The sequence below is a fragment of the Enterococcus devriesei genome (assembly GCF_001885905.1).
Lineage (GTDB): Bacteria > Bacillota > Bacilli > Lactobacillales > Enterococcaceae > Enterococcus_A > Enterococcus_A devriesei.
The window spans coordinates 279358-298650 of sequence record NZ_JXKM01000003.1 but is presented as its reverse complement, the minus strand read 5'-3'; the positions used below and the strand labels follow the sequence as shown (position 1 = coordinate 298650).

Annotated in this window: 15 protein-coding genes; 11 read left to right on the top strand and 4 right to left on the bottom strand. The window is 43.5% G+C overall.

Annotated features, from left to right (window positions below):
- Positions 1-16 precede the first annotated feature (16 nt).
- Positions 17-2611 (bottom strand): YfhO family protein, encoded by a 2595-nt coding sequence (locus RV00_RS06010; protein ID WP_071861709.1) that lies wholly within the window; start codon positions 2609-2611, stop codon positions 17-19.
- A gap of 225 nt (positions 2612-2836) precedes the next feature.
- The gene (rpmB, locus tag RV00_RS06005; RefSeq protein WP_071861708.1) at positions 2837-3025 is read right to left on the bottom strand and encodes a 50S ribosomal protein L28; all 189 of its coding nucleotides are present in this window, start codon (positions 3023-3025) and stop codon (positions 2837-2839) included.
- A 310-nt stretch (positions 3026-3335) separates the two neighbouring features.
- Between rpmB and RV00_RS06000 the strand changes: the two genes are divergently transcribed.
- The 7 genes from RV00_RS06000 to RV00_RS05970 all read left to right on the top strand — a co-directional run bounded on the left by RV00_RS06000 (position 3336) and on the right by RV00_RS05970 (position 11659).
- A complete protein-coding gene (locus RV00_RS06000) occupies positions 3336-3698 on the top strand; it encodes an Asp23/Gls24 family envelope stress response protein (RefSeq protein WP_071861707.1) in 363 nt (120 codons plus the stop codon).
- A gap of 29 nt (positions 3699-3727) precedes the next feature.
- Positions 3728-5410 carry a DAK2 domain-containing protein gene (locus RV00_RS05995; RefSeq protein ID WP_071861706.1) on the top strand — a complete coding sequence of 561 codons (1683 nt, stop codon included), beginning with the start codon at positions 3728-3730 and terminating at the stop codon, positions 5408-5410.
- A gap of 312 nt (positions 5411-5722) precedes the next feature.
- Positions 5723-7753 (top strand): ATP-dependent DNA helicase RecG, encoded by a 2031-nt coding sequence (recG, locus tag RV00_RS05990; RefSeq protein WP_071861705.1) that lies wholly within the window; start codon positions 5723-5725, stop codon positions 7751-7753.
- A gap of 60 nt (positions 7754-7813) precedes the next feature.
- Complete coding sequence (gene plsX, locus RV00_RS05985; RefSeq protein WP_071861704.1) at positions 7814-8815, top strand: phosphate acyltransferase PlsX; 1002 nt, start codon at positions 7814-7816, stop codon at positions 8813-8815.
- A gap of 117 nt (positions 8816-8932) precedes the next feature.
- Positions 8933-9178: an acyl carrier protein gene (gene acpP, locus RV00_RS05980; RefSeq protein WP_071861816.1), complete on the top strand. Its 246-nt coding sequence runs from the start codon at positions 8933-8935 to the stop codon at positions 9176-9178.
- 384 nt (positions 9179-9562) lie between these two features.
- Positions 9563-10102, top strand: a complete 540-nt coding sequence (locus RV00_RS05975; protein WP_071861703.1) for a PadR family transcriptional regulator — start codon at positions 9563-9565, stop codon at positions 10100-10102.
- A 51-nt stretch (positions 10103-10153) separates the two neighbouring features.
- Positions 10154-11659 carry an MFS transporter gene (locus RV00_RS05970; RefSeq protein ID WP_071861815.1) on the top strand — a complete coding sequence of 502 codons (1506 nt, stop codon included), beginning with the start codon at positions 10154-10156 and terminating at the stop codon, positions 11657-11659.
- A 40-nt stretch (positions 11660-11699) separates the two neighbouring features.
- Here the strand turns inward: RV00_RS05970 and RV00_RS05965 are convergent, their stop codons facing one another.
- Entirely contained in the window at positions 11700-12200 is a 501-nt protein-coding gene (locus tag RV00_RS05965; protein WP_071861702.1) for a cysteine hydrolase family protein, read from the bottom strand.
- Positions 12201-12361: 161 nt separating this feature from the next.
- On the opposite strand from RV00_RS05965, the gene rnc reads away from it, so the two are divergent.
- The 4 genes from rnc to ftsY are packed head-to-tail and all read left to right on the top strand — an operon-like array spanning position 12362 to position 18950.
- On the top strand, positions 12362-13057 hold the full coding sequence (gene rnc, locus RV00_RS05960; protein ID WP_071861701.1) for a ribonuclease III: 696 nt from the start codon (positions 12362-12364) through the stop codon (positions 13055-13057).
- A gap of 35 nt (positions 13058-13092) precedes the next feature.
- Positions 13093-16686 carry a chromosome segregation protein SMC gene (smc, locus tag RV00_RS05955; RefSeq protein ID WP_071861700.1) on the top strand — a complete coding sequence of 1198 codons (3594 nt, stop codon included), beginning with the start codon at positions 13093-13095 and terminating at the stop codon, positions 16684-16686.
- Positions 16683-17501 carry a Cof-type HAD-IIB family hydrolase gene (locus RV00_RS05950; RefSeq protein ID WP_071861699.1) on the top strand — a complete coding sequence of 273 codons (819 nt, stop codon included), beginning with the start codon at positions 16683-16685 and terminating at the stop codon, positions 17499-17501. Before smc ends, RV00_RS05950 begins: the two co-directional genes overlap by 4 nt.
- Entirely contained in the window at positions 17502-18950 is a 1449-nt protein-coding gene (ftsY, locus tag RV00_RS05945; RefSeq protein ID WP_071861698.1) for a signal recognition particle-docking protein FtsY, read from the top strand.
- 78 nt (positions 18951-19028) lie between these two features.
- Here the strand turns inward: ftsY and RV00_RS05940 are convergent, their stop codons facing one another.
- Entirely contained in the window at positions 19029-19214 is a 186-nt protein-coding gene (locus RV00_RS05940) for a hypothetical protein (protein WP_071861697.1), read from the bottom strand.
- Positions 19215-19293 lie beyond the last annotated feature (79 nt).

Below are 19293 nucleotides of genomic sequence, written 5' to 3'. Positions count from 1 at the left end.
GCAGCTCATTTTTTATTTAATGCCGATAGGTCTTCCGAGGCTTTAGCGTCCGTAAGTAAAGTAGGAACAGTCCAATCGCGACAACGAAGGAGATGGCGCCTGCAATAAAGCCCTTTGGTAAATAGCTGAAGGTGACTTTGTGCTTGCCTTTAGGAACATGAATACTGACAAAAGCATTTTGGAAGGCTTTTGTCTGCACTTTTTTGCCGTCGATTTTGGCGGTCCAGCCTTCATCGTAGGGAATCGTAGTGATCAATGTCCGAGCTTCTTCACTGTCAACCGTTCCTTCGGCGCTGTGCTTGCCAACCGTCATAGCGATACCGTTGTCTTTGATTCTATCGACAGCCAATTTGTAGGCAACAGTATCTAACGCCAAGACTTGTGGATTTTGGAAGCTGATGGATTTGGTACCATAAAAGCTAGCGGTAAAAGTAACCATCGTCGCTTTTTGATAATAACCTAGATCATAATACTGTCCACTGATGCCGATTTGCGCTTGGCGCGTTTGTCCGTTGGCGGTGACTGTCGCGGTAGAGCTCTCTAATTCAGCGAAGTCATAAGGGTAGAGACTTAGATAAGATTGAGTATTAGCAGGAATCTGTACCCGCCATGAAACCTCTTTGGCGACGTTGCTTTGCTTTTCAGTGATCGTCGTGATATTGCCAGCGTTGGTGACATTGGCATTTTTTGTGCCGACTTGATTCATGGGCAAGAATTGGAAATATTGAAACTGTTCTTGTGATAAGCCGTTGAATAATTGGGTTTGGGTCCCTAAATTATCGTTCGGCAAAGCTTGCAGTTTATCAATACTCCGTGGCGCCGTAAAGGCTAAGGGCAACGCATTGTCGTTTTCGAATAGATTATATTCGCCGACGCTGTCGATTTTACTGAAACCGTATTTATTTAAATTTTTCGCCTTGGCGATATTGTATTTGATTCCAGTGAAGGCATCCGCCAGTAAAGTATTGTTTTGGTAACGGATATTCAAACTGGTTCCTCTTGAACGAAAGCCTAGCTGATCCATGTAACCGGAAGAATGGCGATTACGAATGGATGAGAACATGCTGATGCCGCTGTAACCGTAATTAAAGGTATCGTTGGAAGAAACCGGATCAAGATTTTCCATGCGGTAAAAGCTTTGATTGTCCTCTTTTGTTTTATCCACTAGCGCTTTAATGGATGGATAAGGTTCGGTATAAAGGCTGCGAGATGCGTAGTTCCAGTCCTTCAAGATGCCACGAGCCATAAAATCACTATTGATAAAGGCTTCAGAACCCATGATCAGCAATAAAATAACGGTCAAAGTTTTCAACGGAATCTTATTGAAATAATGTCCGGTAAAGAGCAGCGCGTAGACCGCCACAAAACCAACAGACAAATAAAGTGAAATCGGTTTGAGATAATTATAATCTTTGCCCTTCATTCCCCAGAAAATCGCGAATAAGGCAATCAAGATCAGACAAGCGGCCACCAATTGCAATGTGTTTTCGCGGTCTAATTTTTCCCAGCCCCAAGCTGCCAAAGTAATCACTAAGAAGGATAGCAAATAAGCATAGCGGAACAAGAACATGTTTGGTGCGTGCATACCATGCCAAAATAAATTCATTGGTTGGATATAGAAGCTGGCAATCAAAATTGCGGCGATTGCCCCATAAGCCAGTTTATTCTTCCAGGGAATCTTTTTACAGATAAAGAAAAACAAGCATAATGCCAAAGGCAACAAACCGATATAAATAAAAGGAATCGAGCCGTATTTGGTAGTGTCGTAAGAGCCGATCATATTCTTGGCAATAACATCCCACCAAGCAGTTGCTTCGGTCTTAAAGGTTGTGATCTTAGTCAATTCCTCGCCATTCGTCCGCAGATCAAGGATCGACGGCAGAATCATGATCATCGAGGCAAAACCGGCCAATAAGGAAGTAATTCCGTAAGGCAGAATCCTTTTTTTATAAACCTTCCAGTTGGTAAGAAGGCGGGCGATGAAATACAGGACAGAAAAAATACCGATCATAAAGCCCATATAAAAACTCGTTAAAAACAACATTAAATAGGAAACAAACAGTACCGTCGGCTTCTTCAAATCCATTACCCGATTAATACCCCAGATGATCAAGGGCAGATAAACAAAGGCATCTAGCCACATGATGATCTCAGAATGGGCGATGGTAAAGGACATCAAAGCGTAGCTGACGCTTAAAGCGACGCGGGACCAGTTGGGCAATTTGAAACTGCCTTTAGCATAAAACCAAAAGGCTAAACCGGCGGAGCCGATTTTCAACAAAGTCAAAAAATACAAGGCGTCCGGCATCAACTGATTGGGGAAAAAGATCACCAACGGCGTAAAGAAGCCGCCAAGATAATAAGAGACCAAGGACAAATAGTTCAAGCCTAGCGAAGCATTCCAATTATAAAAAAAGCCCTGCTTACCTAAAAGCATGTTACGAAAACTTGCGTGGAAATTCGAAAATTGGGAAAAGGCATCGCTGGCTAAAACACTCCGGCTTGACCCAGGATAGATCCCAATCGTTAAATAAACGATCACCATCAGCAAAACAGGCAGCAAAAAGCTCGCCAGCAAATACCAACGGTTTTCTTTAAGGTAGTTCTTCATATAAAATCACCAAACTTCTTTCAACAGACTATCCAAATTTTACCATAGAAGCGAAGGATTATTGTGAAGGAGCTATGAAACTGAAGCAAATTTTTGTAAAAAGAGAGCTGAAAAAGAACAACAAAAAAAGTGAGCCAGTTATTCTGGCTCACTTTCTATTAGACGATTATGTATATTTTTCTAAAAAATAAAAACCGCTCTATAAGAACGGTTTGATTGGATAGATTAAACTCGTTCAACTTTTCCTGATTTCAAAGCACGAGTTGAAACCCAAACTTTTTTAGGTTTTCCGTCGATTAATACACGAACTTTTTGTAAATTAGGTTTTACAGTACGTTTAGTAGCGTTCAAAGCGTGAGAACGGTTGTTTCCGCTACTTGTTTTACGACCAGTAAAATAGCAAACTTTTGCCATGTGTTGTTTCCTCCTTATACCTTGATTTCGGAGCGCTTCTTTGGCTCATACTAAAATAATTTAGCACATCTTGTCTAAATTAGCAAGTGAATTTTTTTAGAAAGATTGACAAGCGCAGTGTTTGCGGGTAAATTATACTCTGTTAGCGTAAAAAAACTTTGTATTTGAAGTAGTGCTTTAAAAGGCGGGACAAAACCTGCCTAGTATCAGCAAATCGCAATGGAACTTTCTTTTATTTGTCATAGGGCTATGATAAACTGTTATAGTAGAAAAAATGGGCAATTAGGCCTATTTAAGGAGGCTAACAACTATGGCTGTGAAAATTAATACACAGACTGGTATGATCGAAATTTCAAACGACGTCATCGCGACGGTTGTCGGCGGTGCAGTTACTGACGTGTTTGGTATCGTCGGTATGGCTAGTAAAAAACAAATCAAAGATAATATCACAGAAATTTTAAGAAAAGAAAATTATTCACGGGGCGTCGTTGTGCGTCAAGAAGAGAACGGAATCGCGGTTGATGTCTATACGATCATCAGCTACGGCACGAAGATCTCAGAAGTGTCACGAAATGTCCAAGAAAAAGTGAAATACAATTTGGAAACGATGCTTGGGGTCAAAGCCAATTCAGTGAATGTTTATGTTCAAGGTGTACGTGTTCTGCCGGACTAAAGGCAGCGTTCTTAAGGAGGACTAAGTAAGTGAAGGTAACAGAAATCAGCGCGAGTCAATTCCAAGAAATGGTAGAGGCTGGCGCTAAACGTCTGCAAGTCAATGCAGAGTATGTCAATTCATTAAATGTTTTTCCCGTACCGGATGGAGATACAGGGACTAACATGAATTTATCAATGACCAGCGGCGCGACTGCCGTTGTGAATTCTGCTTCAGAAAAAGTCGGCGAGTTAGCCAATGTATTAGCCAAAGGTTTGCTGATGGGTGCACGGGGAAATTCCGGTGTAATTTTATCGCAATTATTCCGCGGCTTTTCGAAGCAAATCTTAGATGTGGATACATTGAATGCCAAAGATTTAGCTGAAGCTCTTGTTCACGGTGTGGAAACTGCTTATAAAGCGGTTATGAAGCCCGTTGAAGGCACCATCTTGACTGTAGCGCGTGAATCTGCCAAAGCGGGTGAACGGAAAGCCAAGCAAACGGACGATGTGATCGAAGTGATGGCCTCGGTTGTGAAATACGGGAAAAAAGCGTTAGACAAGACACCAGAGATGCTGCCAGTCTTAAAAGAAGTTGGTGTCGTAGATAGCGGAGGTCAAGGACTATTGTTCATTTATGAAGGCTTTTTAAGTGCTCTAAATGGTGAATTCCAAGCCGATGATACGTATGAACCTAGTCCAGCTGAAATGGATGAAATGGTGAATGCCGAGCATCATCGCAGTGTACAAGGCCAATTAGCAACAGAAGTTATCAAATTTGGTTACTGTACAGAGATCATGGTGCGTCTTGGCGAAGGCCCAACTGTCGACAGCCAATTTGATTATGATAAATTCCGTAATTACTTAGATGGCATCGGTGATTCTTTATTAGTCGTGAACGATGATGAAATCGTCAAAGTCCATGTCCATACGGAACACCCAGGGGAAGTCATGAATTATGGTCAAAAATTCGGTGCTTTAATCAAAGTCAAAGTTGATAACATGCGTCAACAACATGAAACGATCTTGGAGCATGATGAAGAAGTCGCTGCCTTTGAAGCGACACCAGCGGAACGCAAACCTTATGGGATCATCGCGATCGCTGCCGGTGAAGGTGTCCAAGAATTATTCAAGAGCTTAGGGGCTGATTTTGTTATCAGTGGTGGTCAAACCATGAACCCAAGTACTGAAGACATTCTGAAAGCCATCGAAGAAGTCAATGCCGATCAAGTGATCGTCTTACCAAATAATAAAAATATCTTCATGGCCGCCGATCAAGCAGCAGAAGTTGCCGGTATCCCGGTAGCCGTTGTTCCAAGTAAAACGGTCTCTCAAGGAATGACAGCGATGTTAGCCTTCAACGGCGATCAAAGCTTGGAAGACAATAAAGTTGCAATGACAGAAATGCTTGAATCGGTCGTTAGCGGACAAATTACTAACGCAATTCGTGACACTGCCATCGACGGGGTGGAAATCCACGAAGGTGACTATCTAGGAATGATCGATGGTAAAATCGTTCTTTCTGAAGCGGACAAGTATCAAGCAGCTTTAGATACCTTGAACAAAATGATCAGTGAAGATATCGAGATCATCACGATCATTGTCGGTGAAGAAGGTACACAAGCAGAAGCCGAAAAATTAAGTTCAGCCATTGAAGCAAGCTATCCAGACTTAGAAGTTGAGATCCACGAAGGAAAACAACCCGTCTATCCATACTTGCTTTCAGCAGAATAAATCAAAGCAGTCGGAGGGAGTGAGCCAAGAATATCTGGCTCACTCCCTCAAGTATTTCTTGCTGCAAAAACGTATGTTAGATTAGAAAAATGGTATGCACACGAAGGTCGACTTATTTTTTCGGGTTTTGAAAAAAAGATTTCAAACCTATTGAGTTAGCTGGCAGTTTAACTAAACCAGGAAATAATTTTTAGCATTAAGTTAAGCAGAAGCCGAAGAAACTAGTGGAATGGTATGTCAGCTCGACAATCAACCAAATTTTTCGCTCTTTGAAAAATTTATTCATTAATAGGAGAAAGGAGTGTGAGCCCAATGATTCAAGAGGCGGTCTCGGTCTTGCCGGGTGTAGGTCCAAAGCGAGCCCAAACCTTAGCCGAGTTAGGGATTTTTACGATCGAGGATTTGTTAAGCTATTATCCTTTTCGTTATGAAGATATCCAAGAAAAAAATTTATTAGAGATCAACGATCAAGAAAAGGTGACGCTGAAGGGTGTGATCGTTTCGGCACCCGTCGTTAGTCGCTTTGGCTACAAAAAAAGCCGGCTGCAGTTTCGCATGATGCAGGATCACGCGGTCTTCATGGTCTCCTTTTTTAATCAGCCTTATTTAAAAGATAAAGTAGAAGTCGGAGAAGAATTAGCCGTCTATGGTAAATGGGATGCGAAGCGGAAGTCAATGACAGGTATGAAAATCTTAGGCGGTAAGCAGACGGAAGAATATGCGCCAATCTATCATGTCACTAAAGCGATCCGCCAAAGTACGCTGGTGGATTTGATCAAGGTCGCCTTTGAAAAATTTGGCGAGCAAGTCACAGAAAATCTACCAGCTTACTTGATTGAAAAATATCGCTTGATGCCCCGTAAACAAGCGATGCGGGCGATGCACTTTCCTAAGAGCCCAGCAGAAAGCCAGCAGGCCAAGCGGCGGGTTGTTTTTGAAGAATTTTTCTTGTTTCAAATGCGGATGCAAGGTTTGAAGCAAAGCGAACGCAGTGAGAAAAATGGGATCGCGATTCGTTACGATGTGGAGCGTTTGAAACAATTCACTCAGAAGCTGCCCTTTGAATTAACGGATGCCCAAAAGCGGGTGACGAATGAAATTTGCTATGACCTCCGAAGCAAAAAGCACATGCAGCGTTTACTGCAAGGGGACGTTGGGAGCGGGAAGACCGTCGTTGCGGCGATTGCGTTATATGCAACAATGACCGCAGGCTTTCAAGGTGCACTAATGGTGCCCACCGAAATTTTGGCTCAGCAGCATTTGGAGAGTTTGAATCAATTATTTGATCCGTTAGAAATGACGACGGCGCTATTAACTGGCTCGACGAAAACCAAAGAACGACGAGCGATCTTAGCAGGTTTGCAAAACGGTGAGATCGACGTGGTGATTGGGACGCATGCTCTGATCCAAGACGATGTGCAATTTGCCAAGCTGGGCTTAGTGATCACCGATGAACAGCATCGCTTCGGTGTCAACCAGCGGCGGGTTTTACGAGAAAAAGGCTTGCATCCGGATGTCCTCTTCATGACAGCGACGCCGATCCCCCGGACACTGGCGATTACAGCTTATGGCGAGATGGATGTTTCGATTATTGATCAAATGCCGGCTGGACGGATTCCGGTTAAAACTAGCTGGATCAAGCCGAAGCAATTGGAACATACATTGGATTGGGCAAAACAGGAATTGCAGCTGGGTCATCAGCTTTACGTCATCTGCCCTTTGATTGAAGAATCTGAAGCTTTAGACGTCAAAAATGCGACAGAGATTTATGAACACTTGAGCGAATATTACGCACCCGATTATCAGGTCAGCCTCTTGCACGGGAAAATGAAAAATACCGAGAAAGAGACGATCATGGAAGAATTTAAAGACAATCAAAGTCAAATCCTCGTTTCTACGACGGTGATTGAAGTTGGGGTCAATGTGCCCAACGCGACGGTGATGTTTATTATGGATGCTGATCGTTTTGGTTTAGCTCAGCTTCACCAGTTGCGGGGCCGGGTTGGCCGGGGGTCTGACGCGTCGTATTGTATCCTAGTCGCCAGTCCAAAAAATGACATGGGGAAAGAACGCATGAAAATCATGACTGAGACGAACAATGGTTTTGTCTTAAGTGAAAAAGACTTAGAATTACGTGGGCCAGGGGAAGTGTTCGGCTTCCGCCAATCTGGTTTGCCGCAATTTCTAATTGCTGACTTGGTCAACGATGCCACGGTGTTAGAAGTCGCTCGCGATGAGGCCAATCAAATTTGGCAAATCGAAAATTGGCGGCAGCAGCCAGCCTTTGCTCCCTTAGCTCAGGTACTGAAGCCAACTGAAACCGGTGAAACATACTTTGATTAGTGTGCTATACTGTAAAAAATATTATAGGTTAACAATGATATGAAGAAGGAGAACAATTTCATGAAAATTGCTGTAGATGCAATGGGCGGCGACTTTGCGCCAAAAGCCATTGTCGAAGGCGTGATGCTTGCCCAAAAAAAACACCCAGAAATCGAGTTCCAATTGTATGGAAAAGAAGACGCGATCCGCGAATATCTGACAAACGAAAAAAATATCACAATCATTCATACGGATGAAAAAATCAATAGTGATGATGAACCGGTTAAGGCGATCCGCCGTAAAAAAACCGCTTCGATGGTTTTAGCGGCACAAGCAGTTAAAGAAGGAAAAGCCGATGCGATCTTTTCTGCCGGGAATACCGGTGCGTTGTTAGCGGCGGGCCTATTTGTGGTAGGGCGGATCAAAGGGATTGAACGTCCCGGCTTGATGTCTACTTTACCCGTGTTAAACGGCGACCAAGGCTTCGATATGCTAGATCTAGGTGCCAATGCAGAAAATAAAGCAGAGCATCTTCATCAATACGCGATCTTAGGTTCTTTTTATGCGAAACACGTTCGTGGAATCGCAAAACCACGAGTTGGTCTGTTGAACAATGGAACAGAAGAAACGAAGGGCAGCGAATTGACCAAAGAAGCCTTTAAGCTGTTGCAAGCCGAAGAAAGTATCAATTTTGTCGGTAACGTTGAAGCGCGTGAACTATTAAATGGGGTAGCCGATGTCGTGGTGACGGACGGTTTTACCGGCAATGCGGTGTTAAAAACGATTGAAGGAACCGCGATGGGCTTAATGAGCCTGTTAAAAGGCAGTATCAATGATGCGGGTGTCAAAGGAAAAATGGGCGCCTTGATGTTGAAAGATACCTTATACGGCTTAAAAGATAAATTGGACTACTCTGCTCATGGCGGCGCAGTGCTCTTTGGTTTGAAAGCACCGGTGATTAAAACTCATGGTTCAACAGGTCCTGAAGCAGTCGCCAATACGATTGATCAGATCCATACGATGCTAGAAACCGATGTCGTAGGGCAATTGGTCCAATTTTTTGAGACACAAAAAGGCGAGTAGCCCCAAGTTTATTTTCCCGAAAAAGGTAGACAAAGTGGGTAAACATCAGTAAAATGAACTGTGACCTTCTAGTAAAACATAAACGCATAATAGTTGATCAAGTGGAGGTGAATGTTGTTGACTCGTGAAGAAGTATTTAGCAAAGTTGCTGAAATAATTTCAAATCATTTTGAAATCGACAAAGATAAAGTGACTCTTGGATTGAGTATCAAAGACGACTTGAATGCAGATTCAATTAGTATCATGGAATTTGTCTTAGAATTAGAAGATGAATTTGGAACTGAGATTTCAGATGAAGATGCTGAAAAAATTGAAACAGTTGGAGCTGCGGTTGATTACATTATGGAAACTAATCAAGCTTAAGCCAGACGGACGTGAAATCATTTTGATTTCACGTTTTTTTTGACTATAAAGGAAGTATAAATTTTTAAATGAATAAATCGCTTTACAGTAGGTCTAGCCATGTCCGGCTTCACGAGTTCTGCTGTTTGTTTTTAAGGGAATCATAGGCCTTCGAAGATAGAATTATTTTCCGATTTATGGAAAAATGGACACCTTTAGGATGAGTTAACTCTCCTTTAAAGGCAATGCTTGCTATAGAAAATAGAAATTTTGGGAGGGACAAATGCTGGTCTCTCTTTTTTTGTTTTTCCGAAACTTTCTGAAACAAAAGGATTGACAATGTGTCGAAAAGACCTATAATGAAAAAGCTATAGGTCGAAAAGACTGATGGGGGGAGTAATCGAAATGTATGATCTTTTGATTTTAGGCTCGTTATTGACGGGTGATAAGACGGGGTACAAGCTGCAGAAAATTATGAGTCTTGCGTTATCGCCAATGCGAAAAATTTCTAATGGCATTTTGTATCCAGTCTTGGATAAATTAGAGGAGCAAGGCTTGGTGACTTCTCAACTGCATGAGGATGGGCGCAAATCAAAACTGCTGCATTTGACAGACAAGGGTCGTGAACACTTTTTTGCCTTGATGCGAGAGCCAGTACCTCAAGATGCTAAGCGAGAAGATATCTTGCATTTCAAATTACGTTCCATTGATAGTGTTCCAGTGGCGGATCAAATCACGATCTTGATGCAGTACCGAGAATTCATGCAAAAGGATTTGGCAATTTACCAAGCAGCCCAAAAAGATATGTTGGATCATGCGGAACGTTTGCCTGACTATGCTCAGCGATTTCAAACGTTAGTGGCGGTTTATGATTTGGATATCAAAGTGGCGGAAACGAAAATTGCTTGGGTAGATCAACGCCTTGGGGAGATAAAGAGAAAGTAGGAAAAATCAGTGAGAGAGAATAATTATCGCAAATGGCTTTCGTTAGTAGCCATGTCTTTAGGAGTGTTTATGGGGCTGTTGGATGTCACCGTTGTAAATGTGGCACTACCAACGATGCAAAAAGCTTTCAATGAAAGTTTTAATTCATTACAGTGGGTCTTGAATGCCTATACCTTAGTCTTTGCTGTCACCTTATTAATCGTTTCAAAAATGGGGGATATGTACGGTCGTAAGAAAATATTTATCGCGAGCTTGATTTTATTCGTGATTGCTTCAGTCGTTAACGGAATGGCTAGTTCGTTATTGATTTTAGATATTGGCCGCGGAGTACAGGCGGTCGGCGGAGCCGGCATGATGTCGTTGTCAATGGCATTAGTCGCTTCGAATTTTGACGGCAAGCAACGAGGCGTCGCTTTGGGGATACTCGGTTCGGTGATTGGTTTATCATCAGCTTCTGGTCCGTTAGTCGGTGGCTTGTTAGTCGATGCCTTTGGTTGGCCTTCGATTTTTTATGTGAATTTACCAGTTGGGATCATTGCGGTGATTATGACGGCGGTCTTCGTCAAAGAAACACCAAGCTATGGACGAGACCAAAAGATTGATTTTCTAGGCATGCTTTTTTCGGCCGCGACATTATTCAGCGCTATTTATGGCCTGATCCAAAAAGAAACCAATACAAGCTGGGCTTGGACGGATATGCGAGTGGCTGGCTGGTTGATTTTGGCGGTCGTTCTATTAATTGCCTTCATTATTATTGAAAGCAAAGTAGAAGCACCGATGATGAATTTGAAGATGTTTAAGCACATCAATTTTGTCGGTTCAGTGATCGTAGCTTTCGCTTTAGGCTCAGGGATTTACGCCTTCAGCACGTATTTGACGGTTTTAATGCAAAACTATATCGGCTGGTCTGCTTTTGATACCGGCGTACATCAATTAGCGATGTCTGTCTGGTCATTGGTTTTAGGTCCAGTGGTAGGGATCTTAGGCAATCGTTTCTCTAAGAAATGGATGATTGTCGTGGGTATGATCTTAGGCGGCATCGGTTTTATTTTATTGATTAATAATTTATCCGTCGATATGGGCTTCAAACAATTATGGCTGACCTTAGTCTTTGTCGGGATCGCTAATGGGATCGTGAATCCGGTCTTGAATTCCGCTGGGATGGAGGGCGTTGCTCCTCATGAAATGGGCATGGCTTCGGGCTTATTGAACGTCTTCCGTCAATTCGGTACGTCCTTCGGGGTGGTTATTTTGGGAATGGTGGAAGCCAATCGTTATAATTCCTATTTTGAGGATCATCTTTCTGCTGTCAAAATGCCGGCACAAGCAGCGGCGGGACTCCACAAGGCGATCATTAACGACGGACCATTTTCCGGTCATCAGATCGCTTTTAGTGAACGTTTAAGTAAAGTGCCTTTTGCCCATGACTTCCAACAAGTCGTTATCAAAGCTTTCGACCACGGAATGGTAGGCGTAAGTCTAACAGCGGCAGTGATCGTGTTGATTGGTGCGGCAGGCGCAATCTTCTTTATGCGTGACGCTAAAACGACAATTTAAGGATAAAAAAGTAGCGCCCGATCTGGGTGCTACTTTTTTATTACAGTAATTGCAAGAATCGCTTATTCCAAATTTTTTCGTAAAAGGCGATGGTGTCCGCCGCGGAAAGAAAAGAATGATCATAAGTAGTCGAAAAATTTTTCTTCATCGTTAATGGATAGCCTAAGCCGTGAGCAAATTTGATGGTGGTGTCGATGCAATATTCGGTTTGAGCCCCGCAGACTTCTAAGGAGTGGCAATCTTTTTCAGTTAGCGTTGCTTGCAACTTCGTATGGTAAAAGGCATTGGCGTGGTTTTTTTGAATGATTGGATCGGTGGTTGCAATCGCTAGCTCAGTCAAGAGTTCCCAAGATTCGGTGTGAGGGATCAGTTCTTCGTCACAATGCTGGATAAAGACCACCGTTTTATTTGCCTGACGATAGTCAACGATACGCTGGTTGATGTTTGAGATCAACTCATCTAGGTGATGGATTGGCAGTTCCTTGAAGCATACCCCTTTTTGCAGATCAATGACTAATAGGGCATCAGAAAGTTTAGGCATGCGAACGTCCTCCGATCGTTTTTCTAACTGTAGCACTTTTTTATCGGTGAAAGCAAAGCCAAAGGTTGAAAATTTCTTACTATCATCACTTCTGATTTAAAATTCCGGTAAAAAACAGTATAATAAAGCGTGATGGAAATCTCAAAAAAAGGAATGAGCCCATGGATACACAGTTGGTCAATGAATTGAAAGAAAATTATAGCATCGTCTTTCACGATGTGAACTTATTAGAACAGGCGTTTACCCACTCTTCATACGTGAATGAACACCGTAACATGAACATTTCAGATAATGAACGGTTAGAATTTTTAGGGGACGCTGTCTTAGAAATTCAAGTATCGGACTATTTGTATCACCATTATCCCAACTTGCCAGAAGGTCGGTTGACTCGCTTGCGTTCGGCGATCGTGCGGGAAGAAAGCTTATCAAAATTTGCGAAGGAATGTCATTTTGATCAGTACATCCTATTAGGCAAGGGTGAGGAAAATTCTGGTGGCCGAAGTCGTGCAGCGCTTTTGTGTGATTTATTCGAATCTTTCTTAGGCGCTTTGTATTTAGATCAAGGCTATGAGGTAGCGTTGAACTTTATTAAAACGGTCGTCTTTCCGAAAATCGAAGCAGGTGTCTTTACGCGCGAGATGGATCATAAGACCCGCCTGCAAGAAGTCTTGCAAAAAAGTGGCGACGTGACCATCGAATATCGGTTAGCTGATGAAGAAGGCCCCGCTCACGAACGGATTTTTTCAATCGATGTCTATGCAGACGATCGCTTGATTGGCTCAGGGCAAGGGAAATCAAAAAAATTGGCGGAGCAAGATGCGGCTGAAAAAGCTTTGATTAAGCTGGCTAAAAAGTAGTGGGAATTTCCTAAGGGAATTTTAGGAGGAACATTTTGTATTTAAAACGAATTGAGATTGCGGGCTTCAAATCCTTTGCGGATCGTACGAAGATCGAATTTGAGCAAGGTGTGACTGCGGTAATCGGTCCAAACGGCAGCGGAAAAAGCAATATCACCGAAGCAATCCGCTGGGTCCTAGGAGAGCAGTCTGCCAAAAGTTTGCGAGGCGGCAAGATGCCGGATATTATTTTTGCCGGTTCAGAGTCTCGCAAGCAGCTGAATATCGCGGAAGTGACGGTGGTTTTAGACAATACAGACCATTATTTGCCGCTGGAATTTAGCGAAGTCAGTGTGACTCGTCGCTATCGCCGAACGGGCGAGAGCGATTTTTTCATTAATAAAAAAGCTTGCCGTTTAAAAGATATCCAGGATTTATTTATGGATTCAGGTTTAGGGAAGGAATCCTTTTCGATTATTTCCCAAGGAAAGGTCGAAGCGATCTTTGCTAGTAAGCCGGAAGACCGCCGGGGGATTTTTGAAGAAGCGGCTGGTGTACTGAAATATAAGCAGCGAAAACGTAAAGCGGAACAAAAGCTGTTTGAGACGGAGGACAATTTAAGCCGCGTCCAAGATATTATTTACGAATTAGAAGATCAGCTGACTCCTTTGGCTGCTCAAAGCGAAGCGGCGAAGGAGTTTTTGGCGCTAAAAAAAGAATTGACGATAACCGATGTCAGTTTAACGGTCGCTAAGATCAAACAAACTCGGGCGTCTTGGGAAGCAGCTAAAGTCGATTATGAAGATTTGTCGCAGACCGTAGCGGATAAAGGTCATTTTATTCAAGCAACGGAAGGACAATTAGGCGAACTGCGGGAAAAACGCGGCGCCCTCGATGAACAAATTGAAAATGGACAACAGCAGTTGCTGCATTTATCAGAAGCTTTAAAACAAGCGGAGGGCCAAAAGGAATTACTTAGTGAACGTTCTAAGAATACCCAAAAAACCAGTGCCGAATACCAAGGGACGTTGACGGATCAACGACAAAAAAAAGTCAGCTGCGAACAAGAGCTACAAGCCGTCAAAGCACAGTTGGTCAGCAAGCAAGCTGAAAAACTCGAGTTGGATGAAAAAATCCAACGATTAACTGAAGAAAGTGTCAAATACCAAAAATCGCCGAAAGAATTGTTGGAGGATTTGCGGGGGAATTACGTTGAATTGATGCAGGAATCGGCCAATGTCAGCAATGAGCTGAAGTATTTGGAACGACAATACAATCAAGAAACAGCCAAGAATCAGCAAAGTGTCACTCGTTTTGAAGCATTGCGGGAACAACTGCAAACATTGACAGCAGAACAAGCTGACGCGCAGCAGGCTGTTATCGAGCTGGAATCTCGCTTACAAACAGAGCAAGGGGCCTATCGTCAATTAGTCGAAGAAAAAAATGCGACGCAACAGCAATTGCAAAAAGAGCAGCAGCTGATGTACGATTTAATGAGTCAAGTCCAACAAGCACGGGCACGACAAAAAAGCCTGCAAGAGATCCAAGAAAATTACAGCGGCTTTTATCAAGGTGTCCGCAGCGTGTTACAACATAAAGAACAACTAAGCGGAATCGTCGGCGCCGTTGCTGAATTGATCCAAGTACCCGAGGAATACACCTTAGCGATCGAGACAGCCTTAGGGGCAGCGGCGCAGCATATCATTGTCGAAAATGAAAAGGATGCTCGTCAAGGAATTACCTTCTTAAAGCAGCAACGTAGTGGTCGAGGGACCTTTTTACCGTTAACGACGATTAAACCGCGGAGTTTGGCCCTCCATCATTTGCACGCGATCCAAGAGACGGATGGCTTTTTAGGGGTAGCTAGTGAGCTGGTTGCTTTTCCGGAAAGCGTCGCCCCCGTGATGCAGAATTTGCTAGGCGGGATCGTGATCGCTCGTGATTTGAACAGCGCCAACCAATTGGCTCGCCAAGTCCGTTATCAAGTGAGGGTCGTGTCTCTAGACGGGGATGTGATGAACGCCGGTGGTTCCATGACCGGCGGTGCTACGAAGCAAGGCAATCGCGGAAATTTATTTAATCAAAGTCATGAATTGGCGGAGTGGACCAAGCGCTCCGCGGAGATTGATCAGGCACTGCAGGCCAAAGAACAATTTGTTCGTCAGCTGCAGACCAAAGTGACCGAACAAAATGAAGAGCTAGAAACAATTCGGACACAAGGGGAGCAGACCCGCTTAGCGTATCAAGAAGCGCAAAGCGGTGAAAAACGAGTTGAGTCGGAACTAGCGCGACTGGAGAAGGAACAAGCGCTGTTTTCTTATGAAGCCAAAGAACTGGAAAGCTTTTTGACGGATTATCAAAAACAAAAAGCTGACTTAGAAATGCAGCAAACGGCATTGCAACAGCAGCAGGCAGACGTCAACCTGGAAATTCAGCAGTTGAATCAAGAAAGTGATCAGCTGGAAGAAAAACGCCAGCAAATCGCCCTTGAGCTGAGTCGCTTACAAGCGGACTATGCCGTGTTGGAAGAACGTTTGATGTATTTAGAGCGTCAAACTTTGAATCTTGAAAGTCAGCTGCAGGAGCTGGATAGTCAGATCCATAGTTTGGAGAATCAATTATTGGCCCTATCTAGCGATTCTTCGGATCATGAAGAGACGGAAGAAAGCTTGAATCAACGTTTAGTTGAACTAAGCGCTGCTCGCCAGCAGTTACAAGAAGAATTAGTTGACTGGAAGCAAGCGCGTCAAATCTTACAACAAAAAGTGGACCAAGCCGACGGTGCGTTAACTGCAGCCAATCGGGAACAGAAGAATTTGTTGGCACGTCAATCACAAGCCGACGTCCAGAAAAACCGCTATGAGTTGAAACTGGACAATGCGCTGGCTTACTTGCAAGAGGAATACAGCTTGACCTTTGAAGGAGCTGAGGCCCAAGCCGATGAGGGAATTGATCAACAAGCTGCTCAGCAAGAAGTGGCTCGCTTAAAACAAGCGATTGAAAAATTAGGGCCGGTGAACTTGAATGCCATCGAGCAATACAAGCAAGTCGAAGAACGCTACGATTTTCTAACGACGCAGCGAGATGATTTGCTGTCAGCGAAGGAACAATTATTTGAAACGATGGATGAAATGGATGACGAGGTCAAAAGTCGTTTTTATGAGACGTTCCAAGCGATTCGTGAGAAATTCAAAGTTGTCTTCCCGAATATGTTTGGCGGCGGCCGTGCGGAGTTAGTTTTGACGAATCCTGAAGATTTGTTAAATACCGGGATTGAGATCGAAGCCCAACCGCCGGGTAAAAAGCTGCAAAGCTTGTCATTACTTTCTGGAGGTGAACGAGCCTTAACGGCGATTGCGTTACTATTTTCAATCATCCAAGTCCGTCCCGTTCCTTTCTGTGTGTTGGATGAAGTGGAGGCAGCGTTGGATGAAGCCAATGTGGCCCGCTTTGGTCGCTATCTAAGCGCCTTTCAAGATGACACACAATTTATCGTGGTGACCCATCGAAAAGGCACGATGGAAGCGGCGGATGTATTGTACGGCGTCACGATGCAAGAATCGGGCGTTTCGAAAATTATTTCGGTACGGCTGGAAGAAGTCAAAGACGATGGAAAATTTCCAGTTAAGGAAGGAGAACTTCGATCATGATAAAATTAATTGCCATTGATTTAGATGGCACCCTATTGACGGATGCAAAAACAATATCCGATACGAATAAAGCTGCCTTGGCTCAAGCGAAGGCACAAGGAGTCAAGATCGTGATCTGTACGGGCCGTCCGTTGATCGCTATCAAAGATTATTTAGCAGAATTGAATCTGCTGGATGCGGATGACTATTCCATCACCTTCAATGGTGGCTTGATTCAAACCAATACGGGTGAAATTTTAGGCAAGACCGCGATGGATTTGGCTGATGTCAAACACATCTATCAATTATTTGTGGAACTGAATTTACCGACAGATGTGTTGTCGGATGCCTTGAGCTTCCAACTAGCTTCTTCAACTGATCGTCCCTCGCTTTATCCAACGATGAATAAAGCACTGACCTATGTTACAAAAACAGTCGAAGTCTTAGAGGAAAATGCATTATATAATAAAGTTGTTGCGGCGACAGAGGTGGACTACTTAGATCAGCAGATCGCTTTGATTCCGGCAGAGGAATACGAACGGTTTGAAATCTTTAAAACACGCCCTAATTTATTAGAATTTATGCCTAAGGGTGTGACGAAAGCATTTGGTCTTTCTGTTTTAGGTGAACGTTTAGGAATCGCGGCCAATGAAATGATGGCCTTAGGCGACGAAGCCAATGACCTTTCAATGATCACCTATGCAGGTGTTGGCGTGGCGATGGAAAATGCGACCGACGGGGTCAAATCAGCTGCTAACTTTGTGACTGGTACGAACCAAGCCGATGGTGTTGCACAAGCAATCCAAAAATTTGTATTTGATGAAGGAGGGTTTTAGATGGGATTATTCGACCGTATAAAGAAAGCTTTTACCGGAGAAACGACAGAAGAACCTGAAAAGAAAACGGATGAGCTAGACGATCAAGCCAGCCCTACTTCTGATGAGGTGCCAGACTCTAGTTCGATTGAAACAACTGAAGAAAAGCCGGCTGTCAAAGAGGAAATTTCAGAAGAAAGTGCGGAAGCCATCGAAGAAGCACTGGAAGAAGCCAGCGAAACGATCGATGTACCGGCACAAGAAATGCCAGCACCGGAAGTAACGGAGCCAGAGGAATCAGAATCAGTGGAATCACCCGTTACTGAGGAAGCGCCGAAGGAAGTCGCCGAAGTACCGATGGAAAGGCCTGAAGCAGAACCAGAGCAGACTGAAGTGGAAGTACCAACAGAAACGATCATTCCTGCTGAAACAGTCGAACCCACCGAATCAGCCGAGCCAGTTGAAGCAGAGTCGATTGAAACGGAATTGACTGAAGCAGAACCAGTTCAAGCAGAACCTATTCAAGAGGAAACCGTCCAAGCGAAATATGACAAAGGTTTGGAAAAAACCCGTAAGTCTTTTGGCGAGCGAATGAATGAATTGTTTGCCCGTTTCCGTCGAGTAGACGAAGACTTTTTTGAAGAGCTGGAAGAGACCTTGATTGGCGCCGATGTCGGTTTTGATACAGCGATCCAATTGACAGATTCTCTACGACAAGAAGTGAAATTGAAGAATGCGAAAAAACCCGCGCAGATTCAAAATGTCATTATTGAAAAATTAGTGGGCATTTATGAAGCAGAAGGTGTCAATGAAAACAATCAAATTAATCTGCAATCTGATGGTTTAAGTGTGATTTTATTTGTCGGCGTCAATGGTACTGGTAAAACTACTAGTATCGGAAAATTGGCGAATCAATATAAAAACGAAGGCAAGAAAGTCTTATTGGCAGCAGCCGATACTTTCCGAGCAGGGGCAATCGACCAGTTAGTCGTTTGGGGCCAACGTTCAGGAGTGGAAGTCGTTCGTGGCAATGCTGGCGGTGATCCCGCGGCAGTTGTGTTTGATGCAGTGGATAAAGCGAAAAATGAAAACTACGATATCTTATTGATTGATACTGCAGGTCGTTTGCAAAACAAAGTCAATTTGATGAACGAGTTGGAAAAAATCAAACGGGTCATTCAGCGGGAATTTCCTACGGCTCCTCATGAAGTCTTATTGGTAGTGGATGCCACTACCGGTCAAAACGCCTTGGTCCAAGCTCGTCAGTTTAAAGAAACAACAGACGTAACCGGCTTAGTGCTGACTAAGTTGGACGGCACAGCCAAAGGTGGGATCGTCTTAGCAATCCGCAATGAATTGCACTTGCCAGTGAAATTAGTCGGTCTAGGCGAAGGAATCAATGATCTAGAAGCCTTTAATCCCAATGATTTCGCAGAAGGTCTATTCAAAGGCTTATTGAAAGCAGAATAAAAAAACTGTTGAGCATTCTACCGCCTCCAAAGGTTCGAATCTTTGGAAAAGGCGCTACGAAGGCTCAACAGTTTTTATTTATTTTTTCTTGAAGCCGGGAGGGACATGTAAACTGACAGCAGTGTGGCGATCGTTGACGTTTATTTTACGATGGACGTCCTCACAGTGAAATTGTTGGTGACGGTGAGGCTGCAGCATGATAAATTCTTTTGGTGAGCTTTCCGTTGCGGGAACAGCTTCCACAACTTTTTCAATTTTTTTCATTCTTATGACCTCCTCTTCCATTAAATAATAAGAAAGCGCCTATTTTCTAGATAATTTAATTAATCTTTTTGTTATCTTT